Source organism: Pedobacter agri (genome assembly GCF_032678665.1).
Classification (GTDB): domain Bacteria; phylum Bacteroidota; class Bacteroidia; order Sphingobacteriales; family Sphingobacteriaceae; genus Pedobacter; species Pedobacter agri_A.
The window spans coordinates 272,901-296,566 of sequence record NZ_JAVTSH010000002.1 but is presented as its reverse complement, the minus strand read 5'-3'; the positions used below and the strand labels follow the sequence as shown (position 1 = coordinate 296,566).

Here is a 23,666-nt window from a genome sequence, read left to right as displayed (position 1 = left end):
GTTTTAGGGTAAGCGAGGTTTAGTCTTTGAAAACCGGTAGCTAAGATCATGAAACAAGTTCAGGAGGACGGTATTAAGTTTTGTGTCATTCTGAACGCAGTGAAGAATCTGCAAGCGATAAGATACTGATGTTAAAACACCACAAAAAACGATTCTTTAGTGGCAGAGATAGTGCTAATCGGTCAGAGATCCTTCGTGCCTCAGGATGACAGATATTCAAGAACGTCACTCATATTGATTCCTAGTGGTTGGTGTCCTCACCAACTACCGATGCAACTTTCGAAACCGCTATTAAGATCCTGAAACAAGTTCAGGATGACGACAGTTCATATCAAATGCTTAAATGAATTTTTCCCTAGTGAACAACGAAATGTTTTACTTCTTCTCCCTTATTGCTTTAAATTCCGAGCCCTCTTTCCATTTCGGATACACATCTTCGTTGCTTAAACGATAGCCCATGTCAAAAACCAGTCTTACATCTTCCACAATGCCTGATAAATCCCAGGTTTTGGCATCGAAATTATCCTGTGGTGAATGATACCTGAATTTGGTGAAATCAGCCACTTGTTTCAAACCCCATTCCCTGCCATTTTTCACATTGTCGACCCCTGAACCGGTAAATAAAGAAGGTACACCTACTTTAGCCAGGTTAAAGTGATCAGAACGGTAATATAAACCCGAAGAAGGAACCGGATCCGGAACCACTACCCTTCCCTGCTTTTTGGCCGAAGCCGCAGCATAATCTTCCAACTCCGACTGACCGAAGCCATATACCACAATATCTTTTGTTTTACCGGCAATGCCCATCATATCCATGTTAATGTTGGCCACGGTTTTATCCAGCGGGAAAGATGGATGTTTAGCATAATATTCCGATCCCAGCAAACCTTGCTCTTCGGCGGTGTAAGAAATAAACAAAATGGTTCGTTGCTGTTTTTTAGGCAACTTTTTAAATGCCGAAGCCAGCTCAAACAACGAAGCTACACCCGTAGCGTTATCCACCGCACCGTTGTAAATTGAATCGCCCTGAATTTTTTCGCCCACACCTAAATGATCCCAGTGTGCCGAATAAATGATGGCTTCATCTTTCTTTTTATCGCCCGGTATTTTAGCTAAAACATTGTATGTAACCGATTTTTTGATGTTATTTTTTACCACAAGCGATGTTGTTGCGTTCAAATCAACCGCTTTAAAATCTTTCTTCCTGGCGGCTTCAAATAAGGCCTCGCTTTGTCCGGCCATTTTAAAAAGTTCCTTGGCTTTATCCAGCGAGATCCAGCCTTCTACAATGGTCCGGTTCATGCCATTGTCTGTCGACTGCAGTGTCAGTTTCGATTTCGACCAGCCACTCCTCACCACACTCCATGGGTAAGCAGCAGGTTCCGTATCATGAATAATCAAAACTCCAGCCGCACCCTGCCGCGAAGCTTCTTCAAATTTGTAGGTCCAGCGGCCATAATAAGTCATGTTTTTACCTTTAAACAAAGTTGAATCGGCAAAACCCGGATCGTTGATCATCACCACCACCATTTTACCTTTTACATCCAGGTTTTTATAGTCGTTCCAGCCATATTCTGGAGCCACGATGCCATAACCGGCAAAAACCAAAGGCGAACTTGCAATACTCACTTCGTTTTGCACCCGGCGAGATCCGGCAACAAAATCGGTCAGGTAATTTAAATTTAAACTGCCCGTTTTCCCTTTGATGACCATTTTACTTTCAGGTATCGATTTAATTTCTACCATTGGCACTTCCTGAAAAAAACTGTTGCCGTTTCCTGGTTCTAAACCAAGTTGCTCAAACTCACGTTTTAGGTAATTAATGGTTTTGGTTTCGCCATTGGTAAAAGGTTTTCTCCCTTCCAGGCTGTCGGCAGCAATGGCTGACAAATATTTGGTCAGGCTCGAATCGTTAATTGCTTTGATGGCCAAAGAATCTGGCCCGCCTGTTTCACTTTCTGATGCTTGCTGGCAAGAACTGGCGAACAAGGCAATTGCCACCCCGTAAAATAAAATTTTGTTCATTTAAGATATTTTAGGATGGTAATTTAAGAATTTTTGGGGATTTATGATTTTGAAGGATTTGGAGCGAAATACTGAATTTCTAAATGCAAACCGCTATACCGTTTCCCGTAACGTTGGAGTGAATTTATTTTATATTTTAGAGGAAACAAAGGAAGCCATTGCGCATTTGAATTAAAAATGTACTGCAGAATTTGAATTAAACATGCGTGAAGCCAGAAATATTTTATGGCTTTACGTAATTGATTATCATAATTTAGATTTACGCAATGCGTAGATTTAGATGTTAGCGGTAATTTTATGGAGAACGTAACAGAACAGCCAATGAGGCCAAAAATAGAACTTTGGGACACAGTGGGACTTGGATTAATAATTGAGTACCCATCAGGAATATTCTTTTCAAATCAGACTGGAGGAACATCTTGCCAGCATCCAAGCATTGAGGGAATATACGTTCCCCTACACAATGACTATTCAGAAACCGACAAACAATTCATAAGTCCAGAAAATGACTTGATGAAGCATTTTGTAGGACAAAAATATATGGGTAGTGGTGCGACAAAAGGTATTGACGAAGAAGACACAACCATCATTACCGAAATTTTGAGTATATACTCACTTAACGAATTTATTAGTATTGACACAAATAAATCCAAAATGGAAAAATCCCACGAAGCTTGGATACACGTTAAAATAAATAATTTATACTTGTTAGAGGGATTTCCTAAAGAATTGAAGGGAATACTGACCTGGAGCAATAGTGATTGACAAACTACCGCTAACAAGGGTTTTGCAATAGTGGGGCGAAACTGCAAAGTTCAACGACAGTTCTTCGGTTCAACTTTTGTACAAAATTGAAGATTTGTGCTTCGATTGCCCCACCATCGCAAAGCCCCGAAACGTTACCTGCAAGCTTAAACAAACAACTGCCAAAAAATGACAACAGAAGAATTCGCAAAAAATTTTTATTTAGAGAAAAAGAATTTATTAAAATCTTCTTTCGATTTTGAAGCGAACAATATGACTTACGTTTCAACAAAAATCCAAGAGTTACAACTCGACACTGAACAGACTGAAAAATTAAAACATATCATTTCTTCCTTACTAACGGATACTTTTTATACAGTTTTGTTAGGACTGGATGGTTCGACAAGTATTGGGAACAGTAATCAAGAAGTTTTTAAAATATATGACGAACAAGAAAATTTAATCTCAGACTGTGGAGAACTTGAAGCAGAAGCTTATGAATATTTTCACAATCATAAATTTGAGTTTGATAATTCGGAAGCGGATTTTATAGCGACATTAACTTACTTGACAGCCGAAGATGGTGGACGAAAAACACCAGCAATCTCAAATTATAGACCTCAAATTAAATTCGACTTTGATGAAATGCAAACATCTGGACAACAAACTTTCATAGAAAGAGAAATCATATTTCCAGGAGAAACTGTAAATGCTGAAATAAAAATTATTGCAGTGGAACATTTTGCACACAAATTGAAAGAAGGAATGACATTTGAATTTTTAGAAGGTCAGACATTAATAGGAACTGGAAAAATTAAACTTATAAAAAATGAACTGCTGAGAAAAGCCAGCAGGTAACAAGGGTTTTGCGATAGTGCGGCGAAACTGCAAAGTTCAACGGTATTTCTTCGATTTAACTTTGTAAAAAATTGGAGATTTCCCGATGTAAAATCGGGACAAGTTGTGCTTCGATTGCCCCACCATCGCCAAGCCCCGAAACGTTGTGCGTCATTTTACTGAAACGAAACTTCCAAAATCAAACTTGTGACATTGAAAAAAATCTATAATTTTGTATCCAAACGAATACACATTGAAAAATGTACTTTATTGAAAAAACAACAGAATTTGATAAGTGGTTTAAGAAATTAAACGATTTGAGAGCAAAAGCTAAAATTTTGTTCCGACTTCAAAAATTGGAAAAAGACGAACACTTTGGAGATTGCGAACCTGTTGGGACGGCATTAGAGAATTGAAAATAAACTACGCAAAAGGTTACAGAGTTTATTTCAAAGAAACTGATGGAAAAGTTATTATACTACTAATTGGAGGAGATAAATCAACTCAACAAAGAGACATTGAAAAAGCAAAAAATATTTGGAAAAAATTAAAAAAATAGAAAATGGAAACATCAAAATTTGATATTGCGGATTATTTGGACAGCAATGAAATGATTGCTGAATATCTGAATGCAGTTTTGGAAGAAGGAAACGATGCTGAAATTGTTACTGCAATTGGACATATTGCCAAAGCAATTGGTATGACCAAAATAGCAGAAGAAACTGGAATGAGCAGACCAAGTTTGTACAAAGCATTGTCTGAAGGAGCGAAACCTCAATTTTCTACCATAATGAAAGTTTTGAAAGCTGTTGGAGGACAAATTCACATAAATCCTGTAACTGCATAAAAAAACGAACGCACAACAAGGGTTTACCTTCGGTGAGGGCTTCGCCGTTTGCAATAGTGGGGCGAATCCCGAAGGGTCGGGACAAGATCTGCAAAGCTCAACGGCATTTCTTCGGTTAAACATTTATAAAAAATTGGAGATTTCCCGATGTAAAATCGGGACAAGTTGTGCTTCAATTGCCCCATAATCGCAAAGCCCCGAAACGTTACCAGCAATTATGACAACAGACCGTAAACTAAAAATTACATTCGGAATTTTATCCGTTGGACTTTTGACAAATTTACTCTTTAAGTTGACAAATATTCCAGGCGGAATGATTTTATCTGGACTTTTTTTAGGCGGAATGATGATAGTCGGGATTATAATTGGCTGTTTAATTTTGACAGCAATTTTGAAATTAGTTTTTAAGCGAACATCGTTTTTGACAATATTATTTATCACAACAACAATTTCATTTTTAGCATTCCATTATCAACTTTACTCCCCGACTTTGACAATTAAAGTTCCAAACGGATATAAAGGAGAAATTAATCTCGTTTTATCAAACGTAAAAGACAACATTCTGACTGTTGACAGCAACGGAATTGGGTATATAAATGAATGGACTTTTAACAAGACATATTCAAGACCAATAGTTGAACAATTAGATGGAAAAAATCTTGACAAAAATCTTGTTGGCTTTAATCATTCAACTTTTTTCGGAACATCAATTGGCGGTGGAAATTCAATAAAAACTTTGAGTTTTGAAATTGTTCCAGATAGTGCTTTAGGACAAAAACAATATTATTCAAAAGACTTTACAAAATATGTAAATAAAAAACTTATTCTACTTAAAGAACCAAATAAGGAATTGAAAGTAATGAAGCAACAATTGAAGTTAAAACCAAATAATAACTGCTGGTAACAAGGGTTTTGCAATAGTGGGGCGAATCCCGAAGGGTCGGTACAAAATCTGCAAAGTTCAATCCCGTACGTACGGGATTCTTCGGTTCAACTTTAGTGCAAAAATGAAAATTTCCCGATGTAAAATCGGGACAAGTTGTGCTTCGAATGCCCCACCATCGCAAAAGCCCCGAAACGTTAGCGGTCATTTTAAATGAACGATACCACAAACATAAAACGACAATTTTTAAACTCGCTAAAACGTGGGACAGGCGAAGCATATCTATTACTGAAAAGCAATCCAAATATTGACTTTTCAAATCATATTATAAAAGGAGTGTTGAACATTTACGCTTATGACGGACAATGTGAAAGCGACCGAGCAAAATATATTTTTGACATTATTTCAATTTCAAAACAGAAAGACAAAATTCGTAAAGCTGTTTTGCAAGGTTTGGCAACAGAACAAAATGACACATGGAATTTGACACATTTATTTGCAATTGCCAAACTTTACGCACAACAAAACGACACAGAAGTAAAGCAAGCAATTTACGACAGATTTTTAAACAATCCGATTGAAGGTTCTGATTGGGTTGGTGCTTATGAAATATTAGAACTTGACGGGCTGAATGGATTATTTTACGTTGCCGAAAAGTTTGGAAAACACATTGAACAAAATCCTGACGATTGGCAGGACGATTGGATAATAAAACGTTTTCAAGAAGAAAACAAAAAAATAAAAGTTTCCGAACAACTTAAAAAGAAAGCCAAGACAAATAAATTCATTCACATTTACCTTGACAACATAAAACGAACAAAGACAAGTCAAGAAAATCACAGAACCAAGCCTACAAAATATAAAGACATTATTGACGAAGTATTAAACAGTAAACCTTTTATTTCATTTATAAGAAAAAGGAATCTAACTGACGAAGAAATAAACCAAGTAGCTAAACGACTGATTGACGAAACAGACAAATCTAACATTGAACGTCTTTTAGACGTTTTTGACTTTTACAAATTTCCATACGGCAGTCAAATAATTTTAAACTTTGCAAAACAAAAGCGGACGAGTAAGAACAGAATAGTTGAAAATGCTATTGACGCATTAAAGCATTTGAAAAGCAAAGAAATTAGAAACTTTGCCTTGGACAAAATTCAAAACACTAAAAATCCAATTGACTATTTTGAAATTTTAGTTTCTAACTACAAAAGTGGTGACATTAAACTTTTAAGTGCAATTGCAAAAAAGACAAACGACAAACATAAAATAGAACAATTAGCAGGAATATATTCGGAAATCTACAAAGCGAATAAAACAAAAGAATGTACAGAGCCACTTGAAATTTTGTACAACAAAATGAATTGTGCAATCCACAGAAAAGGAATTGTAGAAATTCTTATTGAGAACAAAGTTTTATCGGACAAAATTAAAAGAGAAATTAAGTTTGACTGCGACTTACAAACAAGAAAACTGACGAAATGAAAACAAAAACGGCAGGTAACAAGGGTTAACCTTCAGTGAGGACTTCGCCGTTTGCAATAGCGGGGCGAATCCCGAAGGATCGGAACAAGATCTGCAAAGATCAATCTCGTACGTACGGAATTCTTCGGTTCAACTTTTGTAAAAAATTGAAGATTTGTGCTTCGATTGCCCCACCATCGCCAAGCCCCGAAACGTTATAGCCAATTTGTAAATGAACGAAATAAAGTAAATGAACGGATTTAAAAAGCGTAGAGGACTTAAGCGCTACTACAAAAACCTTGCATCAAAGATTGACGATTGGTCTGGATTAAATTTTACCGATCAAAAATTTACTTGGTTTGACCTATGGCATACTCATTTCGACTGGTTTGGTTATGGCAATCATAGTTTTGACAAACGAAAGCCACACCTCGACAAACTTTTCAGACATTTCGAATTACTAAAACAAAAAGCCTCGGAACTGAAAACTGACTATCAAATTTGGGCGACAATACTCGATAACGACAGCGCTAGTGACGCCCTATATCTGCATACGCCAAATCCAAATCGCGACAACTTTCCTTGGGCTTTAAATAAATTGAAATCGGAAAATACGTTGACTAACCAAAAGTTGATTAAATATTTAGATAAATTAGTTGGTTTTGAAAAGCTCTATGGAGAAGCTGACGAAGCTTTCTGTATTGTATATAAGAAAGATGTGGGTCTAACAAACTGGCTATAACAACAGGTTCAAGTTAAGCCTCGGGCGAAGTGCGAACACAAGAATTTGATGTTATTTATTTAGCTTAGTGCTGTGGGTAATTTGTGCTGGTAAATTTAGGCTCAACTTAAACCTGCAAAACGTTGGCGGTAAAACAAACCCGACACCCTACGACAAAACAAAACAATGACAGAAGAACATTTTTTGGTAAATATTTTTAAGGCGAAAGACTTTACGAAAGAAGAGTTGGACACCATTATCCCAAAATTCAAAAAAGTAACATTTTCTAAAAATGATTATCTGTTGAGCGAGGGTAAAACAGAAAATCATTATTGGTTTATTGAAAGTGGTTTTGTGCGTTCTTACGTGGTGGACACCGAGGGCAACGACATCACCACTAATTTTTATGCCGTTGGTGACATCGTTATTGATTGGACTTCTTTTTTTCTTAGAAACCCGACAAGAGAAAACATTCAGGCTTTGACAGATTGTGTTTGCTGGGCTTTGGACTTTGAAACTTTTCAGCAACTCTTTCACAGCATACAAAGTTTTAGAGAACAAGGACGAACCACACTTGTAAACAGTTATTTTTCCTTGAAAAAGCAAAGTGTGTCTATGATTGCCGACCAAGCCAAAGAAAGATACATCAGGTTATTGAAAGAAAAACCACATATCATTCAAAACATTTCCCTCAAACATATTGCTACTTATTTGGGCATAACTGACACTTCTTTGAGCCGAATACGAAAAGAAATTTCAGGCGAATAGCTTTTCTTGCCTTATGACAAGTTTTATTTTTTTTGATGAATGTAGGTTTGCATCATTAATCTTCAAAAATAAAACTTTCAAAAAAATGGAAAATCTACAAGACTTTATGTTATTGTTCCGTATGCAACCAAGTAACGAACAACCAACAGCAGAACAATTGACGACTATGCAACAACAGTGGGGTGCATACATTGGTCGTATTGCAGCTCAGGCAAAACTCGTAAGCACCAGCCGATTGGGTTTCGAGGGGAATCTAATCAACAGCAGTTTGGCTGTAACCAATGGCATCAGCGTTGCCAACAATGAAACCCTAACAGGCAATATGGTGGTAAAAGCTACCTCATTACAAGAGGAAACCGAAATAGCCAAAGGCTGTCCGATATTAGCTTTAGGCGGCTCGGTAGAAGTTAGAAATACCATACCAATGCAATCTTAAATCCGCTGAAAATGAAGACGATATTTGACACAAAAACCGTTGGCGAATTGGTGGGTAGAATAAACTCACTACAAGCAAACAGCCAAGCTCAATGGGGCAAAATGGATGCTTATCAAATGCTGAAACATTGCACCTTGAGCGAAGAAATGTTTCAGGGAAAGAAGCAGTATGAGCGTTTGTTTATTGGCAGATTATTTGGCGTTATGGCTTTAAAAGGTATTCTCAAAAACGAAGATCCGATGAAGAAAAACCAACCGACACATCCCGAAATGAAAATTACGGGAACAGGAAACTTTGATGCAGAAAAGGCAAAATGGATTGAATTGTTACAAGGCTACGCAAGGTTTTCAAACAATAAATTCATTCATCCGTTTTTCGGGAAAATGACAACAGAACAAATTGGGAATTATGTGTACAAACATACCGACCATCATTTAAGGCAGTTTGGGAATTAAATAAATTACGATGTTACCATTCATTTTTATTGGCATCACTCTTTTGTCGCTACTGTTGTTTTATTATGCAACAGGAAAAGACAAAAAGGTTTTGCTTTTGAGTATTTTATGGATACTCGTTGTTGGTGTAATTTCCTACAGCGGATATTTTACAAACACTTTGGCAAAACCACCAAGATTTTTGTTAGTGCTGTTAGGTGCGGTTTTGTTATCCGTATTTCTATTTAAAAGAGTTAACAAGGACAAGCGAAATGCCAACCTTTTAATAGCCGTCCATACACTTAGACTGCCAATTGAATTGGTGCTTTATCAATTATTCCTGCAGAAGCAAGTTCCTATTTTAATGACTTTTAAAGGATACAATTTTGATATTATAATGGGCATCTCTTCAATAGTTTTGTTGGTGTATTTATGGCTTACCAAAAACAGACTTTCCAAAACATTCATTTTAGTTTGGAATATGTTTGGACTCGTATTCTTGATAATCATTGTTGCCATTGCCATACTTTCATCGCCATTGCCTCTACAACAATTGGCGTTCGACCAACCTAATATTGCTTTACTGCAATTTCCGTTTACCTACTTACCTGCGTTCATCGTTCCGATTGTTTTTTTATCTCATATTTTGACAATAAAGAGCAATAGACCCGACTAACTGTAATAACGCCAACAAGGTATTAGCATTTTAGGGGCTGACCAACATAGGCTCAACTTTAGTAATTTTATTTATCTTTGGTGCAAAATTGATGATTTTGTGCTTCGATTGCCCCACCATTGCAAAGCCCGAAACCGTTGTATGCTATACAATTTGACACCCTACAATAAATGAACAGAATGACGCTATACATTCTTTTAGGACTTTTAGTGTTGGCAGTTATTGCCTACTTTTTTTTCAGACAGAAGCCAAAATCAGGGTTAGACAATTATTTCATTTCGCCACAATCACAAAGCGACAACAGACTTAAAAATTTAGATCTTAACAAGTCCTCAGAAGGTGCTTCATATATTTTGGACACTAATAAACTTTCAATTCCCAACATAAATAAGCAGAAAGAAAAAGCTGAATATAAAGCTGACCCTGAAAGAGAGTGGATAATCAATTTAATTTCAGCAGATGGTGCTTCATTTAAGAAGGAAGACTTTAATAAGATGTTTGACTATGATTGGAGAAGCAAATTCTCTTCAACAATTTATGGTTTTTCAAATGAAGAAAATAGATGGACATATGCTGATGCAGGTGGAACACCTGAAATTTATAGCAAACTTCAAGTAGCAGTTGATGTACAAGAAGTATTTAATGAAGAAAATCCAACCTATGAACCTCAAAAACTGAAACGCTATATTGACGAATTAGAAAAAAGAATAAAAAAGTATCCAACTAAATTAAGCATTGAGCAAACTGAAACACTTGAATCAGCAATTTTAAAAGCAAAAAAACTTGTACAATTAAATCAAGAATTCAATTTTGACGCTGTTATAGTCTTGCAAGCCGACAAACAATTCAAAGGATTGGAAATGTGGGACGCTTTACAAAGTGTAGGCTTAAAATGGGGAGATGGAGACTTGTTCCATTGGAGCAACGAAAAAAATTATGGACACGACCAACACTTTAGCGTTTGGACAACGACCGAGCCAGGTTATTTTTTTCCCGAAGAAATAAAGGACGGAAATATGAACCCACAAAACTTAGTTTTCGGATTTTCAATACCAAGAAGTGCAGACCCTAAAAATATTTATGAGATTATGCTAAACTCTGTCAAATATTGTCATAGGCGATTGGGCGGACAAATACTTGACCGAAATATGAAGCCACTTAATGAAGAAAAGGAAAAAAGAGAATTATCAGCGTTTATCAAACGAATGGAACAAAAAGGTTTAAAAGCGGGTTCCGACAAGGCGCTTAGAATGTTTTAGTCAATCAACAAAAGATGTACAGCACATAACATCGGTTTGGCAATAGTGGGGTAGCTAGTTGTAAATTCAACATTTGTAATCCTATTTGGCTTTTTGTGCAGGGTTGGGCTGACGGTTTTCAAATGAAGCACCATTCGCAAAGCCCAGAAATGTTATAAACAACTGCAAAATCTCTAACCCTAAATACAAATGAAGGAAATTATTAATGCAAAAACTTCTTTCGGACATTTATCAATTGTCTTCATCCTAGCTCTTTTCATTTGTGTTTTTCTATATATGCTTGGCGTTCCACTAATATATTGGGCAATATATGGAGAAGGTGCGTCGTTTGATAAGGTATCTGAAATGCCCATACATATCTTTATCGAAAACTGGGGAGCGTTAATTCTTATTTTATTGCTTTGTACAATAGCAATGTATTATAACTTTAAAAAGCTTGAAATCGGGCGTTCAAAATCGTATCTAATTACAGCTACGGTAATTTCTGTTTTATATATCTTTAGCAATTCAATTACAGACATCTTTACAGGGCTTTAGGTCTTGCGTTACGGAGGCTGAAGCGAAAACTTCAGCTTTTTTTGTTAAGCAGCTTCGAGTTAAATTTGAAAATTTCCCGATCTAAAATCGTTAAAAGCTATGCTCCAATCCCCTCCCATTCAGTGAGCTACAATCTGGCCATTGGCAAACGCAGCAGAATAAAAAAATTATGTTTGAAAAGGTTGCTCCCTGCCAAAGTTTATGCCAGATGAGCCGTACAGGATAGAAAATTGAGCCATACAGGAAAGTTTATCAAGCACTTTAACTGCAACTTTGTATCGAACTAATCTAATAAACGATGACAATAGTAATGACAGGGGCAACATCAGGTATTGGTGCTGAAGCCCTAAAACATTTTGCAGCATTAGCTAACACAAAAATATACATTGGTGCACGTGGAAAAGGGCGTGATGTACCCAAAGGAACAGCAGTTATTCCGCTTGATCTTTCTTCTTTAGAAAGCGTTCGTAATTTTGCCGAAGAAGTAAAACAACAATTGGGAAATACTAAAATCGAAATTTTAATATTAAATGCAGGTATTCAGGCAACTGACAATATACAAAAAAGTAACGAGGGATTTGAACTGACATTTGCCACTAACCATCTCGCTCATTATTTGCTGGCCAGGTTACTGTTTCCAAATTTGGCAAAAGGTGGTAAAATCGTGATCACGACAAGTGATGCCCACGACCCTGAAGTTATTTTTTTCGGACCTAAAACATTAGACATTAAAGCATTGGCTTATCCCGATGAAAATAGTCCGAAAGGTATGCGTTTTTACGCAGCTACGAAACTTTGTAATCTTCTTACGGCACGTTCCCTTTTAGCCATTGGTTCGAAGCACAACAATGGTGTTCGTGTAATTGCCTATAACCCGGGCTTAACTGGAGATACATCCCTAATGGGCAAACAATCGGCATTTACAAAGATATTGCTACCTGTCATTCGCCCATTATTCTATTTTATCAGTATGTTTAAGCCTGCTTTCTTTATGGGCACAGCAAAACGTTCTGGCGAGGCTTTGGCAGAACTTGCATTAGGAAAAGTTACGTTACCAGGCGACAAAATTTATGCATCACTTGTAAAAGGGAAACTTACATTTCCAAATATTTCTCATCTTGCACAAGACGACAGCATAAGGGATTTATTATGGATAGAAAGTGCCAAAATGGTAGCGCTTCCTGAATAGAAAACTGATTAAAGATGAAAAAGCATACAGAAAACCCATTTACAGAGGCCATAGTTTATTCTTTGGAAACCGCAAAAGAAACGGAATATGATAACTTGCTTATGGAAAGTGTTTTATTGTTACAGCTTTCGGGTGAGATGACTTTTGAGACTTCCAGCGATAGAATTACGGCAAGGTCTGGCGAAATATACCTGGTAAGAAAGCACCAATTTGTAAAAACTACTAAAACGCCAAAAAACAACGAGTATTACAAGGCTTTGATGTTTATCTTGAAAGAAGATATTTTGCGGGAATATGCTTTGGAAAAACAATTGGATACCACAGCTAAATATCATGGCAAGTCAAATATTCTTCTGCCCGAAAGCGCCTATTTAAAAGGCTTTTTTAATTCATTAATCCCTTATACATTAAATCCGAAACACATTAACCATCCCTTAAGTGAATTAAAGATAAAAGAAGCCATAGAGCTTTTATTGCTTGCAAAACCTGAACTAAAAAATTTTCTTTTCGACTTATCTGAGCCACATAAAATTGATTTAGAAAAATTTATGCAGAGCAACTTTAAATTTAACGTCCCGATTGAAAACTTTGCAAAGTTAACGGGCAGAAGCCTTGCGGGTTTTAAACGCGATTTTCAAAAAACATTTGAACTACCGCCCCGACAATGGTTACAGCACAAACGGCTTAAGGAAGCACACTACCAAATTGTAAAATATAACAAAAAACCATCTTCAATCTTTTTAGAACTTGGATTTGAAAGCTTATCCCATTTTTCTTACGCTTTCAAAAAGCAATTTGGTTATGCACCAACTGAAGTAGCAAGATTAAAATAATTTTTCTGAAAGCGACAGCACACAGAAGCAACTTATCAGCATATGTGTTTTGTGAAGTTGGCCCAGAAAAATTAAATTCGGATATTCGGAGTGCTAACTAACTTTTGTGTAAGATTGACAGGTTATGTATTTTCTCACTAATGCAAAGCCTCAAAACGTTTGCTTCAACCGTATAAACCGACCTTGAAATGAAACCTTCAACCAAAGCTCAAAAAATATTGACCCAAATTGGTGGGATAAATACCAAACTTGGGGATTTGCGAATCATTGCTAAAGACATTAAAAATGACCATGAATTGGCAATGGAACTTTGGGCAACAACAGGTTTTTTTGCCAGGCAATTGGCAATCCTCATCATGGACAAAAAACAACTTTCAGAGGAGGCGATTGACGATTTAATCAGTGACATTAATCAACATGAAGACAGTGAAAAACTGCAACTTATAGACTGGCTAATGGCAAACCAACTGATGAAAGACAAAGCAAGCACTGCTTTGATAACAAGTTGGGAAAATAACCCTTCTTCACTAAAGCGAAGGGTTTATTGGTACTATCAGGCTCGTTTGCGTTGGATGGGGAAAATACAACCAGATAGTGAAGAATTACTTTTTAAAATTGAAAAGGAAATTGAAAACGAAGAACCAGAAGTGCAGTGGGCAATGAATTTTACAACAGGTTGGATTGGCGTTTATGAAAAAAAACATCGAAATCGTTGTGTTGCAATAGGAGAAAAAACAGGACTCTACAAAGAACAAATGGTTTCAAAAGGTTGTACCCCCGACTATTTACCGGAATTTATTGCCATTGAGTGCGAAAAGAGAAAGTTGTAAACTTGAGCAGAAAATCTACAATTAAAAAGCTTTTCACTCATAAGGCTTTGGCATCAGGCGGGATAAAGAAACTTTTCAAGTTCCGCTCCACATCACCCAGCTCCAAATTATTCACATTCAAGGCATAAATGACGATATTGAAGATTTGCCATTCTCCATCTGCGTCCTCCTAATATATTCCCTCCTATTTTTTCTACCCTTGCAATGGGGAATAAGGCTTTAAATTTATGCTTTGTGCTTCGGATATTTTTTTTGTATTTTAGATATCAGTCTTCGCTCCGATCCGCTCTCTTATTCAAGCCGCCCCCTCCTAGCATGCGAGCTAAATAACAAAACTTAAAAAAGGTACTTGAAAGAATTAAGATTTGTTTCTGGCTTCGCTATGGCAGTAACTTCCGACATCATTTAAAAAACGAAATTTTAAACCAAATATGACGATGAAAAGAACATTAACCCTCTTAATGCTAGTTTGTTTATGCAAACTTTCATTTGCGCAGACCGATAAATGGTTTGGCACCTATCGCGACTCTATTGCTTTGGTAACAGATGCTGATAAAATTATTAAGCAACTGGCAGAGAAAATTTCTAAAGCGGATGTTAAAATCGATCTAAGCAAAAATTTTGCGGTTAAAAACACAACACCAAACCTCATTTTCATTAATTATAAAAAAAACACGGTAAATCTTCCATTTTGGGATGAAGTTATCACCCCGCAAAAAAAATTTTTTCATGACGTTGCTGTTGGGGAAACCGAAGGTAAAGAGGTTTTCGGGTTATTTTTTAACGGGTTTTACCTTGCACATGAATTGGGACATTCCTTTTTTGCTATTGCAGGCAAAAAGTTTGACAATTCCTATGATAGTGAGTATGAAGCCAATAAGTTTGCTGTTTTGTACTGGCAATCAGTAAAAGAAAAGAAAAATTTAAAAAAATGTTACGACTATGCGCAAAAGATGCTCAAAACTTTAAAAAATCCTGTACCTGAGCATGAAGACTATAAAAAATATATTACCGAAAATTATAGCAAACTTGCGTCTGACCCTCGTAAATATGGATATATCCAATTTTCGCAGTTTGTAGAAATTTACAAAGATAAGAAGTTACCCGATTTCAAACCTATATCAAAAAATACAAGTAGAAACCAAAACGTTTACAAAAAGAGTTGTGATGGATCGATACAAAGAAACTTTTGAAACCTGGAACAAAGTAGCAATACGCTATCAGGAAAAGTTCATGGACTTAGACTTATACAACGAAAGTTATGACCTCATTTGTAATTCCATTCCAAAAAAAAACGCTAAAATTTTAGAAATAGGTTGCGGTCCGGGCAATATTACCAAGTATCTGTTATCGAAAAGACCAGACTTTGATGTTTTAGGGATTGATATTGCACCTAATATGATAAAACTTGCCAGAAAAAATAATCCAAGGGCAAGTTTTCAATCGATGGACGTTAGGAAAATTGACCAAATAAAATTGAAATTTGATGGGATTGTTTGTGGTTTTTGTTTGCCATACCTATCTCAATCGGATAGTTTAAAGTTCATTAAGAACTGCAGTAATTTGCAAGCAGCTAAGGGAATCATTTATATAAGTTTTGTAGAAGGTGAGCCAAATAAATCGGGCTTTCAAATAGCAAGCAATGGCGAAAGAAGTTTTTTTTATTTCCATCATCTCAATGACTTGAAAGAACAGCTTACAGCTCACAAATATGGAGACTTTCATGTGCTGAAAGTAGAATATCGAAGAACAGTAGCGGAAACTGAAATTCATACCATAATCACAGCCAAGAAAAAATAACTCCATAAAAAATCTACCCCAGCAAGTAATTCTTCAATTACCAAAAGACAACACTACTGCTTAATCATTTCGTCAACTTCCTCTTGTTGCGAATAATAGCTTAAACTCGGCAGAAAGCTTACAATTTGCCGCGGATTATAATTAACTGGTTTTCTTAAAAATGCTATGCTTATTTTTAATTATGGTGATGCCTGAAAAACATCCCTAATTACAAAACTGTCAACTAGCATATAAAGATGAAAACAATTATCTCTGCCGTATTTACAATAATCTGCCTGCAAAGTTGCGCTCAAAACAAAGTGGAACACATTCCCCTTCAGCCTAAAAGTATTTACCAGGCAACTAAAGATGAAATTCATCAAACGGCCGAAAAATATGGGTTAAAAGGAAAGCTGAAATCAGTAACGCAACGAACGGTTTATCTGCCGAAAGATTCGGTTATTGACATAAGTAAATACGAGGTATTTGATAGAAATGAAGAAGCTGATTACCCCATGCTGGCCGAAATGGATAACGACTGTACAGTTGACTTTGATAAAAATGGCAACGTGATTAAAAGAAAATCTTTTGGCAAAAGATTTGGTAGTGAAAGCATAAACATCGACGCTTTAATTTACGATAGAAAGGGCGAATTAAGCGTCATTAGGAGTAGGCTATCTGGCGATGATTTCGACTTTGCCGGAGACACAAAATTTGAATACAACAGTGCAGGCCATCTAGTTAAACAACAATATCACAAACAAATTTGGCTGTATAGCTACTTCGATGATAAAAATCAGGTGCGCACACAGCATACTGAAGATGGTGAATTTCGATTTGACAATACATATACCTATAACCAATACGGACAAAAAATTGAAAGTCAACGTTACAATGAAGATGGAAGCTTAGAAAACCGTGTGCAGTTTGAATATGATCACTTAGGCGATGTAAGCAAAGAAATTTGGCATTCGAAAAGCGGAGAAAAAAATGAAGTATTTAAACGTAAATATGATAAAAGCGTAAAAGTTTATAAACAGTTTGATCAACAGCAAAATTGCATTGTTTATATCATCATAAACCCTAAAGATGGTATAATGGTTAAAAAAATGAAGTTTGAGTATTATTAAAACACTGATGATCACCAAAAAACGTTTCCTTACTTTAATGTTAGCAACCCTTATGGCATTAGGTTGTCATCCATCAGCGGATAAAAAAGATACTGAATTGAAGGCAAAAAAGCCAATACAGGTAACGGTTGAAAAGAAACACAAATTAACCTTAAAGGAAGCAACCCAGTTAGCAGAAACGAAATTTAAGCAATATCTGCCAACAATGCTTAATGCACACCACGCTTATGTAGATAGTCAAGATACTTTTACCGGCGATTTTACCGGAGACGGTATAGAAGATATTACCATCTATTTTTCGCTGGCGCCAAATGAAGGAGGAAATACCATAGTTGCGCAGGGTTTAACGCTTTATAAAAATACAGGAACTGCAGTTAAAGTAATAGCAGGTTACGAACCGGATTATTTATTCAGTTTCGTACAAATAAAAAAAGGAAAAATTTACGTAGAAAAACTAGCTTATGCCGAAACTGATGGAAGGTGCTGCCCTTCTATTAAAACAGAACATATACTTACCATTGCCGGAAGTAAAGTATATTAAAAAATTTATCCGCCAACAAAATGAAAAAAATGATATTGTTCATATTTCTTTTTCTTCTGATCATCTTGATCGTTGACCGTTTCACAGTTATAAATTTGTCGCCCAAATTACTTTCTAACCAGGCAAAATATAAGCAGTTTTCTGAATTAGGTGATGAACTGCGGGGAAGCCACTATGTGATGAACCGGCTTACTGAAACCAGAAATGTGAACATTCGCTATTTCCCTCAACAAAATTTCTTTCTACTTAGCGATTTCGAAAACAATGGGCAGTTCCATCTAATAAAAATAGATCGTGCAGGAGAAAATGTTTTTGAGCTCAATTTCAAAGAAACAAATGCTTTTAATTTTGTAGAAGCGATTAACTGTTTCGTTATCGGCGCCAATGGCATTTACGATTGTTCTGCCGATAAACCTGTTGCGATACCATTTAGCGAAGTGTTCAATCGTGATAAAAATACAACGCCAGAAGAATGGGAGAACATCTTTAAGGAGCGGTTCCAAACTGCAGATATAGTGCTTTATGGCTGGCATACCGATATGGAAAATGCGCAATGCGTTTATTTTCGAAATGAGGGCAAATGGACGAAACTTTACAGTTTTTTAAACGATGGTCCGATGTATGTGTTTGCCGAAGGTCCAAAAATCGAATGTAAAATAGGGAACAAAAGAATACCACATAAATGGCAGGAAGAACATTTTTTAAAAGATGTAGCAAAGGCAACTTATTCTAATGAACTTCGCCATACGGACGAGTACATTACGCCTTACAATTCAGATTTTTCATTTTTTCCCGACCAAAAACTTAAATATCAAACGTTTGGAGCGCTAAACACACTGGCCTTTGCTAAGGAAAAGTATACCACCGAAGGTTACTACAATCCCGGCATCCCTAATACTTTTTACGGCACAGGCTACTATGAGTTAAATATGGGTAACAACGTATTAAATTTTAAAACGGTAGCTTACCAGCATAATGGCTTTGGAGAAAGTACACAGAGTGATATTTATCTTTTTAGCTTGCCTTTAAATTACGCCAAAGAAAGCGAGGTTGGCTTTCTGACATATGATTACAGCACCAATTTTCACGAAAACGGAAAAAAAGGAGTTTATGTAATTAAGAAAAACTCAAAATAATGTTTAATACTAAAATCAGCTACTTGCTGTCACGATACAACATAATCTATAGCTCTAGTATGAAGTAGATGCTTTTGTTTGAACATTAAATTAACAAAATTCGCTTTCGTCCTTTCTACTACAACCATGCGACTTTTGGCTACATCTACTTTCTATTTTCTGCAGAACTTTGGGTTAACAAAAGATCAGAAAAATGGATTTAAGAAACAGCACCATCCTCATTACCGGAGGAACCAGCGGAATGGGTTTAGAATTTGTAAAACAACTCACCGAAATTGGAGCCAAAATAATTGTGACAGGACGTAAACTGGAAGCGTTAAATGAAACGAAAAAAATGTTTCCAAACGTACATACCTTTCAAAGTGATGTAAGTAATCCGAAAGACATCAAAGAATTGTTTGATAAAGTGACTCCGCTCTTCCCAGACTTAAACATCATCATCAATAATGCAGGCATGATGCGTTTGATAGACCTGCAGGATCAATCGCTGGATTTGGAAAACATCAACCAGGAAATTGCCACTAACCTTACGGGTACAATTCAAATGGTGCATCAGTTTTTACCGCATTTGCTTAAACAAAAATCAGCAGGCATTGTAAACGTTACTTCAGGCATCGCTTTTATGAGCTATTCTCCTGCCCCTATTTACAGCGCCACAAAAGCTGGGGTTCGTGCCTACACACAGGCTTTGCGACTGCAACTGGAAGACACAAATGTTAAAGTATTTGAGATGATTCCGCCAGGGGTAAAAACCAATTTACAAAACGAATGGGTTAAACAACCTAACCCGGCAATGATGATGACTGCCGATAAAATGGTAAAAGTTGCCATCGAAAGACTTTTAAAAGACAAAAAGGAACTGAAACCTTTTCCCATCAGAATTATAAAATTGGCTACACGATTAGTTCCCAATGTCTTGTTAAATTTTGGACACCGGGAATTTAAGGCAATTAAAAAACTTCAAAAAAATTAATAAGAAATTCAATAAATTGGTATTCAAATTTTAAAAAAATGATAAAAAGTATAATCTCTTTAGCACTACTATTAGCCTCAGTATATTTGGCATTTAAACACGGTTGGGACACGCTGAATTATAAAAAACACCCTGAATCTTTAAAAATGATGAATGAGCTGGGCATCAGCGAAGCGATGATTCCAGTGTTTGGTGGACTCACATTATTAATCGGTGTTTTGTTGCTTATTCCGAAAACTTTCTTTTTAGGTAATGTGCTCAATGCCCTATCCATTGTGGTAATTATGGCATTGGCCGTAAGAGCTGGAAATTTTAAAATGGTCGCAATGGAAATTCCTTTTTTAATTATGCCTTTGGTATTAATTTGGTTGAAATATCCATTTTTGAAATCCTGACCTGATGTTTCTTTGTCTTATTTAATCATGAATAGATAGATACTTATTCAAAAAAGTACTTGAGTTTTTTGTAGATTAGCTATCATGCAAAACGTAAAATGACAAAAGAAAACGCCATCAAAATATTCGAACAAAATGAAGTTCGTACTCATTGGGATGAGACGAAAGAACTTTGGTACATATCTATAATTGATGTGATAGAAGCACTGACGCAAACAGACAGGCCCAGAAAATACTGGAACGACCTAAAAACCAAACTCAAAAGAGAAGGAAGTGAACTGTCCGAAAAAATCGGACAGTTGAAGATGACTGCACCAGACGGTAAAATGCGACTTACAGATGTTGCTGATACTGAGCAGATTTTCCGACTCATCCAGTCCATTCCGTCTCCAAAAGCGGAACCTTTTAAATTGTGGTTAGCACAATTAGCATCTGAGCGATTGGACGAAATGGAAGACCCGGAAATTACTATTGATAGAGCTTTGGAACAATATCTAAAACTAGGCTATTCAGAAAACTGGATTAATCAACGCTTGAAAAGTATTGAAATTCGCAAAGAACTTACCAACGAATGGAAAAAGCTAGGATTAAAAGAAGGGCAACAATTTGCCACCTTAACTGATATTATTACTAAGACTTGGGCAGGCAAAACAACCAAAGAATATAAAATACTTAAAGGTTTGAAAAAAGAAAGCCTAAGAGATAATATGACCAATACAGAGCTGATTTTAAATATGCTTGCGGAAGCTTCCACAAAAGATATTTCGCAAGCTGTGAACCCAGAAGATTTTAACGAAAGTAAAAAAGTAGCTCGACAAGGTGGGAATGTCGCCAAGGTTGCCCGAATGGAATTGGAGGCCAAAACGGGTAAAAAAGTAGTAACATCGCTGAATGCAAAAACAACCCTTAATTTGCAAGATGCAACAGATAAAACAAACAATAAAAAAAGTAAAAATTAAATTTATCAAATTCTCAGGCTTTAGAACTTTTATTAATGGAAAATAACAGCCTCCACCGTATAAAATCCATCACAGAAATTCACCGTTTGGCTGGAATAGAAAAACCCAACCACCCCTTAATTAGCATTGTAGATGTTTCTAAATTTAGCAATGACACCAATGTAAACGCTGTTATTTTCGATTTTTACGCAGTGTCCTTAAAGCGAGGTTGTGATCATTTGTTGTATGGTCAACAGCAATATGATTTTGATGAAGGTTTGATGGCATTTATGGCGCCCGGGCAAATTCTGCGTGGCGAAGAAAGTGGGTTACCGCCAAAACTGGAAGGTTGGATGATGTTTATCCACCCCGACTTTTTATGGAACACACCTTTAGCGAAAAAGATAAAACAATACGAATATTTTGGCTACGCAACTAACGAGGCCTTGTTTCTTTCCGACAAGGAAGAAACGATGATGACTGGAATTATCGAAAACATCAGAAGTGAATACAATTCCAATATCGATAAATTTAGCCAGGATGTGATCATCGCTCAATTGGAATTACTTTTTACGTATGCACAACGCTTTTACGAGCGCCAGTTTATTACCCGGAAAATTACCAATCATCAAATCTTAGGCAAGTTGGAAGACGTTTTAGACAACTATTTCAATAATGAAGATTTAGCTTCTAAAGGTTTGCCTACCGTACAATTTATAGCTGAAAAATTAAACATATCCAGCAAGTATTTGGGCTCGTTACTCAAGCAACTAACCGGCCAATCGACGCAGCAACACATCCATGAAAAACTTATCGAAAAGGCTAAAGAAAAACTTTCTACAACAGCGTTATCAGTTTCCGAAATCGCTTATCAGTTAGGTTTTGAGCACTCTCAGAGCTTTAACAAATTATTTAAGAGCAAAACAGCTAGTTCCCCTTTGGAGTTTCGATCAAGTTTTAACTAAAAAATCTCAAGATTTCTATAAAATTAAGCGCTACTTATACAGCTATCGATTAGGTGCATTTAAAATTAGATTTCTCAATCGCTCTTCGTTTTTATCGCCCCAAGTACCTAAAGCGGAAATTATCGGAATTAACGTTTTTCCAAATTCTGTTAGCGAATACTCTACTTTTGGAGGTACAACCGGATAAATAATTTTTGAGACCAGTTCATGTTCCTCCAGTTCTTTTAGCTGGATATTTAAGACTCGACGGGAAGCATCTGGAATTTTGCGCTGCAGTTCGCTTGGGCGCTGATGGCCCTGGTTAATAAACCACAACAAACGGATTTTCCATTTGCCATAAAGCACTTCGCCAATCAAATCGAGCCCGCAATTTAGGTTTAACGGAATTTTTCTATCCTTCATTAAACAAAAGTAATCCTATGTTCCAAATTGTGCAATAGGGGAAAAATTTATCCCTATGCAATTCGATTTTCCGTACTTGCCTAAACCGCTTGTATGCCCCAATTTTGTGCTAAATAAAGACAAACATGGAACAGCAATTTAATTTTAATAATGAGTTAGCAGGCAAAATAGCATTGGTGACAGGTGGTACCAAAGGTGCCGGCAAAGCCATTGTCGAACGACTGCAGAAAGCTGGAGCAACCGTTATCATCACGGCAAGAAATGCGCCTGAAAACGAAAACAGCAACCTGCACTTTATTGCTGCTGATTTAAGTGCGGCAGCAGGAACACAGAAAGTAATCGGCGAAGTACTATCAACTTATGGAAAGCTTGATATTTTGGTGAATAATCTTGGTTCTTCGTCAACGCCAGCGGGTGGTTTTACCGTGTTGACCGATGAAGATTGGGAATCGACATTACAGGCAAATTTACTTGCTCCTGTACGGTTAGACAGGGGTTTTTTACCACAAATGATCGATCGAAAAAGTGGCGTGATCATTCATATCGCTTCCATTCAGGGTAAACTACCGCTGTATGATTCTACTTTGCCGTATGCAGCTGCAAAAGCGGGACTGAGAAATTACAGTAAGAGTTTATCCAACGAAGTTTCACCAAAAGGTGTTCGCGTACTTACGGTTTCACCAGGATGGATTAGGACAGAAAATGTAAAAGTGTGGCTGGAAACCATTGCCGAAAATTCAAAAATTTCTGTTGAGGAAGCGCAGCAAGGTGTAGTAGCTGCGTTGGGTGGCATACCGTACGGCAGACCGGCCGAACCGGAAGAAGTAGCGGAATTTGTTGGCTTTTTAGTTTCGCCAAGGGCGAATTATTTAACAGGAACCGAATATGTAATTGACGGCGGAACAATACCAACCATTTAAT

Annotated in this window: 28 protein-coding genes; 26 read left to right on the top strand and 2 right to left on the bottom strand. The window is 36.6% G+C overall.

Going from position 1 to position 23,666, the window contains the following annotated elements:
• Positions 1-375: 375 nt before the first annotated feature.
• Positions 376-2,025 carry a M28 family metallopeptidase gene (locus R2Q70_RS04850; protein ID WP_316806524.1) on the bottom strand — a complete coding sequence of 550 codons (1,650 nt, stop codon included), beginning with the start codon at positions 2,023-2,025 and terminating at the stop codon, positions 376-378.
• Between the two features lie 297 nt (positions 2,026-2,322).
• Here R2Q70_RS04850 and R2Q70_RS04845 point away from each other — a divergent pair, with 297 nt between their 5' ends.
• From R2Q70_RS04845 to R2Q70_RS04730, 25 genes are all read left to right on the top strand, one after another.
• The gene (locus R2Q70_RS04845; protein WP_316806523.1) at positions 2,323-2,790 is read left to right on the top strand and encodes a DUF6210 family protein; all 468 of its coding nucleotides are present in this window, start codon (positions 2,323-2,325) and stop codon (positions 2,788-2,790) included.
• A gap of 168 nt (positions 2,791-2,958) precedes the next feature.
• Positions 2,959-3,627, top strand: coding sequence for a hypothetical protein (locus R2Q70_RS04840; RefSeq protein WP_316806522.1), 669 nt, complete (start codon positions 2,959-2,961; stop codon positions 3,625-3,627).
• Positions 3,628-3,988: 361 nt separating this feature from the next.
• On the top strand, positions 3,989-4,165 hold the full coding sequence (locus R2Q70_RS21885) for a type II toxin-antitoxin system RelE/ParE family toxin (protein ID WP_410478356.1): 177 nt from the start codon (positions 3,989-3,991) through the stop codon (positions 4,163-4,165).
• Positions 4,166-4,168: 3 nt separating this feature from the next.
• Positions 4,169-4,453 carry an addiction module antidote protein gene (locus R2Q70_RS04835; RefSeq protein ID WP_316806521.1) on the top strand — a complete coding sequence of 95 codons (285 nt, stop codon included), beginning with the start codon at positions 4,169-4,171 and terminating at the stop codon, positions 4,451-4,453.
• A 217-nt stretch (positions 4,454-4,670) separates the two neighbouring features.
• Positions 4,671-5,357, top strand: a complete 687-nt coding sequence (locus R2Q70_RS04830; protein ID WP_316806520.1) for a hypothetical protein — start codon at positions 4,671-4,673, stop codon at positions 5,355-5,357.
• A 192-nt stretch (positions 5,358-5,549) separates the two neighbouring features.
• Positions 5,550-6,824, top strand: coding sequence for a hypothetical protein (locus tag R2Q70_RS04825; protein ID WP_316806519.1), 1,275 nt, complete (start codon positions 5,550-5,552; stop codon positions 6,822-6,824).
• A gap of 229 nt (positions 6,825-7,053) precedes the next feature.
• Positions 7,054-7,545, top strand: coding sequence for a hypothetical protein (locus tag R2Q70_RS04820; protein ID WP_316806518.1), 492 nt, complete (start codon positions 7,054-7,056; stop codon positions 7,543-7,545).
• A gap of 165 nt (positions 7,546-7,710) precedes the next feature.
• Positions 7,711-8,292: a cyclic nucleotide-binding domain-containing protein gene (locus R2Q70_RS04815; protein ID WP_316806517.1), complete on the top strand. Its 582-nt coding sequence runs from the start codon at positions 7,711-7,713 to the stop codon at positions 8,290-8,292.
• Between the two features lie 85 nt (positions 8,293-8,377).
• The gene (locus tag R2Q70_RS04810) at positions 8,378-8,728 is read left to right on the top strand and encodes a transcription initiation protein (protein ID WP_316806516.1); all 351 of its coding nucleotides are present in this window, start codon (positions 8,378-8,380) and stop codon (positions 8,726-8,728) included.
• A gap of 11 nt (positions 8,729-8,739) precedes the next feature.
• Positions 8,740-9,183 carry a DUF1569 domain-containing protein gene (locus R2Q70_RS04805; protein WP_316806515.1) on the top strand — a complete coding sequence of 148 codons (444 nt, stop codon included), beginning with the start codon at positions 8,740-8,742 and terminating at the stop codon, positions 9,181-9,183.
• Positions 9,184-9,193: 10 nt separating this feature from the next.
• Complete coding sequence (locus tag R2Q70_RS04800) at positions 9,194-9,838, top strand: hypothetical protein (RefSeq protein WP_316806514.1); 645 nt, start codon at positions 9,194-9,196, stop codon at positions 9,836-9,838.
• Positions 9,839-10,017: 179 nt separating this feature from the next.
• Positions 10,018-11,097, top strand: a complete 1,080-nt coding sequence (locus R2Q70_RS04795; RefSeq protein ID WP_316806513.1) for a cell division protein ZipA C-terminal FtsZ-binding domain-containing protein — start codon at positions 10,018-10,020, stop codon at positions 11,095-11,097.
• A 189-nt stretch (positions 11,098-11,286) separates the two neighbouring features.
• Positions 11,287-11,634: a hypothetical protein gene (locus R2Q70_RS04790; RefSeq protein ID WP_316806512.1), complete on the top strand. Its 348-nt coding sequence runs from the start codon at positions 11,287-11,289 to the stop codon at positions 11,632-11,634.
• A 298-nt stretch (positions 11,635-11,932) separates the two neighbouring features.
• A complete protein-coding gene (locus R2Q70_RS04785) occupies positions 11,933-12,823 on the top strand; it encodes an SDR family NAD(P)-dependent oxidoreductase (protein WP_316806511.1) in 891 nt (296 codons plus the stop codon).
• 14 nt (positions 12,824-12,837) lie between these two features.
• Positions 12,838-13,656 (top strand): AraC family transcriptional regulator, encoded by an 819-nt coding sequence (locus tag R2Q70_RS04780; RefSeq protein ID WP_316806510.1) that lies wholly within the window; start codon positions 12,838-12,840, stop codon positions 13,654-13,656.
• Between the two features lie 188 nt (positions 13,657-13,844).
• Positions 13,845-14,486, top strand: coding sequence for a DNA alkylation repair protein (locus R2Q70_RS04775; protein WP_316806509.1), 642 nt, complete (start codon positions 13,845-13,847; stop codon positions 14,484-14,486).
• A 437-nt stretch (positions 14,487-14,923) separates the two neighbouring features.
• On the top strand, positions 14,924-15,679 hold the full coding sequence (locus R2Q70_RS04770) for a hypothetical protein (RefSeq protein ID WP_316806508.1): 756 nt from the start codon (positions 14,924-14,926) through the stop codon (positions 15,677-15,679).
• A complete protein-coding gene (locus R2Q70_RS04765) occupies positions 15,654-16,286 on the top strand; it encodes a class I SAM-dependent methyltransferase (protein WP_316806507.1) in 633 nt (210 codons plus the stop codon). The genes R2Q70_RS04770 and R2Q70_RS04765 overlap by 26 nt, the downstream gene beginning before the upstream one ends.
• A gap of 236 nt (positions 16,287-16,522) precedes the next feature.
• Positions 16,523-17,395: a hypothetical protein gene (locus R2Q70_RS04760; protein WP_316806506.1), complete on the top strand. Its 873-nt coding sequence runs from the start codon at positions 16,523-16,525 to the stop codon at positions 17,393-17,395.
• Positions 17,382-17,936: a hypothetical protein gene (locus tag R2Q70_RS04755; RefSeq protein WP_316806505.1), complete on the top strand. Its 555-nt coding sequence runs from the start codon at positions 17,382-17,384 to the stop codon at positions 17,934-17,936. The genes R2Q70_RS04760 and R2Q70_RS04755 overlap by 14 nt, the downstream gene beginning before the upstream one ends.
• Before the next feature lie 95 nt (positions 17,937-18,031).
• On the top strand, positions 18,032-19,072 hold the full coding sequence (locus R2Q70_RS04750) for a hypothetical protein (RefSeq protein WP_316806504.1): 1,041 nt from the start codon (positions 18,032-18,034) through the stop codon (positions 19,070-19,072).
• A 193-nt stretch (positions 19,073-19,265) separates the two neighbouring features.
• Positions 19,266-20,045, top strand: a complete 780-nt coding sequence (locus tag R2Q70_RS04745) for an SDR family oxidoreductase (RefSeq protein WP_316806503.1) — start codon at positions 19,266-19,268, stop codon at positions 20,043-20,045.
• Between the two features lie 38 nt (positions 20,046-20,083).
• The gene (locus tag R2Q70_RS04740) at positions 20,084-20,440 is read left to right on the top strand and encodes a hypothetical protein (RefSeq protein ID WP_316806502.1); all 357 of its coding nucleotides are present in this window, start codon (positions 20,084-20,086) and stop codon (positions 20,438-20,440) included.
• Between the two features lie 98 nt (positions 20,441-20,538).
• The gene (locus tag R2Q70_RS04735) at positions 20,539-21,399 is read left to right on the top strand and encodes a Bro-N domain-containing protein (RefSeq protein ID WP_316806501.1); all 861 of its coding nucleotides are present in this window, start codon (positions 20,539-20,541) and stop codon (positions 21,397-21,399) included.
• 35 nt (positions 21,400-21,434) lie between these two features.
• The gene (locus R2Q70_RS04730; protein WP_316806500.1) at positions 21,435-22,343 is read left to right on the top strand and encodes a helix-turn-helix transcriptional regulator; all 909 of its coding nucleotides are present in this window, start codon (positions 21,435-21,437) and stop codon (positions 22,341-22,343) included.
• Between the two features lie 42 nt (positions 22,344-22,385).
• On the opposite strand, the gene R2Q70_RS04725 is transcribed toward R2Q70_RS04730, so the two are convergent.
• Positions 22,386-22,745 carry a winged helix-turn-helix transcriptional regulator gene (locus R2Q70_RS04725; RefSeq protein WP_316806499.1) on the bottom strand — a complete coding sequence of 120 codons (360 nt, stop codon included), beginning with the start codon at positions 22,743-22,745 and terminating at the stop codon, positions 22,386-22,388.
• Positions 22,746-22,870: 125 nt separating this feature from the next.
• Here R2Q70_RS04725 and R2Q70_RS04720 point away from each other — a divergent pair, with 125 nt between their 5' ends.
• The gene (locus R2Q70_RS04720; RefSeq protein WP_316806498.1) at positions 22,871-23,665 is read left to right on the top strand and encodes an SDR family oxidoreductase; all 795 of its coding nucleotides are present in this window, start codon (positions 22,871-22,873) and stop codon (positions 23,663-23,665) included.
• Position 23,666 lies beyond the last annotated feature (1 nt).

Bases quoted from the DNA above. Each gene is read 5' to 3' on its own strand.
- R2Q70_RS04850 (WP_316806524.1), bottom strand. From the start codon at position 2,025: ATGAACAAAATTTTATTTTACGGGGTGGCAATTGCCTTGTTCGCCAGT.
- R2Q70_RS04845 (WP_316806523.1), top strand. From the start codon at position 2,323: ATGGAGAACGTAACAGAACAGCCAATGAGGCCAAAAATAGAACTTTGG.
- R2Q70_RS04840 (WP_316806522.1), top strand. From the start codon at position 2,959: ATGACAACAGAAGAATTCGCAAAAAATTTTTATTTAGAGAAAAAGAAT.
- R2Q70_RS04835 (WP_316806521.1), top strand. From the start codon at position 4,169: ATGGAAACATCAAAATTTGATATTGCGGATTATTTGGACAGCAATGAA.
- R2Q70_RS04830 (WP_316806520.1), top strand. From the start codon at position 4,671: ATGACAACAGACCGTAAACTAAAAATTACATTCGGAATTTTATCCGTT.
- R2Q70_RS04825 (WP_316806519.1), top strand. From the start codon at position 5,550: ATGAACGATACCACAAACATAAAACGACAATTTTTAAACTCGCTAAAA.
- R2Q70_RS04820 (WP_316806518.1), top strand. From the start codon at position 7,054: ATGAACGGATTTAAAAAGCGTAGAGGACTTAAGCGCTACTACAAAAAC.
- R2Q70_RS04815 (WP_316806517.1), top strand. From the start codon at position 7,711: ATGACAGAAGAACATTTTTTGGTAAATATTTTTAAGGCGAAAGACTTT.
- R2Q70_RS04810 (WP_316806516.1), top strand. From the start codon at position 8,378: ATGGAAAATCTACAAGACTTTATGTTATTGTTCCGTATGCAACCAAGT.
- R2Q70_RS04805 (WP_316806515.1), top strand. From the start codon at position 8,740: ATGAAGACGATATTTGACACAAAAACCGTTGGCGAATTGGTGGGTAGA.
- R2Q70_RS04800 (WP_316806514.1), top strand. From the start codon at position 9,194: ATGTTACCATTCATTTTTATTGGCATCACTCTTTTGTCGCTACTGTTG.
- R2Q70_RS04795 (WP_316806513.1), top strand. From the start codon at position 10,018: ATGACGCTATACATTCTTTTAGGACTTTTAGTGTTGGCAGTTATTGCC.
- R2Q70_RS04790 (WP_316806512.1), top strand. From the start codon at position 11,287: ATGAAGGAAATTATTAATGCAAAAACTTCTTTCGGACATTTATCAATT.
- R2Q70_RS04785 (WP_316806511.1), top strand. From the start codon at position 11,933: ATGACAATAGTAATGACAGGGGCAACATCAGGTATTGGTGCTGAAGCC.
- R2Q70_RS04780 (WP_316806510.1), top strand. From the start codon at position 12,838: ATGAAAAAGCATACAGAAAACCCATTTACAGAGGCCATAGTTTATTCT.
- R2Q70_RS04775 (WP_316806509.1), top strand. From the start codon at position 13,845: ATGAAACCTTCAACCAAAGCTCAAAAAATATTGACCCAAATTGGTGGG.
- R2Q70_RS04770 (WP_316806508.1), top strand. From the start codon at position 14,924: ATGAAAAGAACATTAACCCTCTTAATGCTAGTTTGTTTATGCAAACTT.
- R2Q70_RS04765 (WP_316806507.1), top strand. From the start codon at position 15,654: ATGGATCGATACAAAGAAACTTTTGAAACCTGGAACAAAGTAGCAATA.
- R2Q70_RS04760 (WP_316806506.1), top strand. From the start codon at position 16,523: ATGAAAACAATTATCTCTGCCGTATTTACAATAATCTGCCTGCAAAGT.
- R2Q70_RS04745 (WP_316806503.1), top strand. From the start codon at position 19,266: ATGGATTTAAGAAACAGCACCATCCTCATTACCGGAGGAACCAGCGGA.
- R2Q70_RS04740 (WP_316806502.1), top strand. From the start codon at position 20,084: ATGATAAAAAGTATAATCTCTTTAGCACTACTATTAGCCTCAGTATAT.
- R2Q70_RS04735 (WP_316806501.1), top strand. From the start codon at position 20,539: ATGACAAAAGAAAACGCCATCAAAATATTCGAACAAAATGAAGTTCGT.
- R2Q70_RS04730 (WP_316806500.1), top strand. From the start codon at position 21,435: ATGGAAAATAACAGCCTCCACCGTATAAAATCCATCACAGAAATTCAC.
- R2Q70_RS04725 (WP_316806499.1), bottom strand. From the start codon at position 22,745: ATGAAGGATAGAAAAATTCCGTTAAACCTAAATTGCGGGCTCGATTTG.
- R2Q70_RS04720 (WP_316806498.1), top strand. From the start codon at position 22,871: ATGGAACAGCAATTTAATTTTAATAATGAGTTAGCAGGCAAAATAGCA.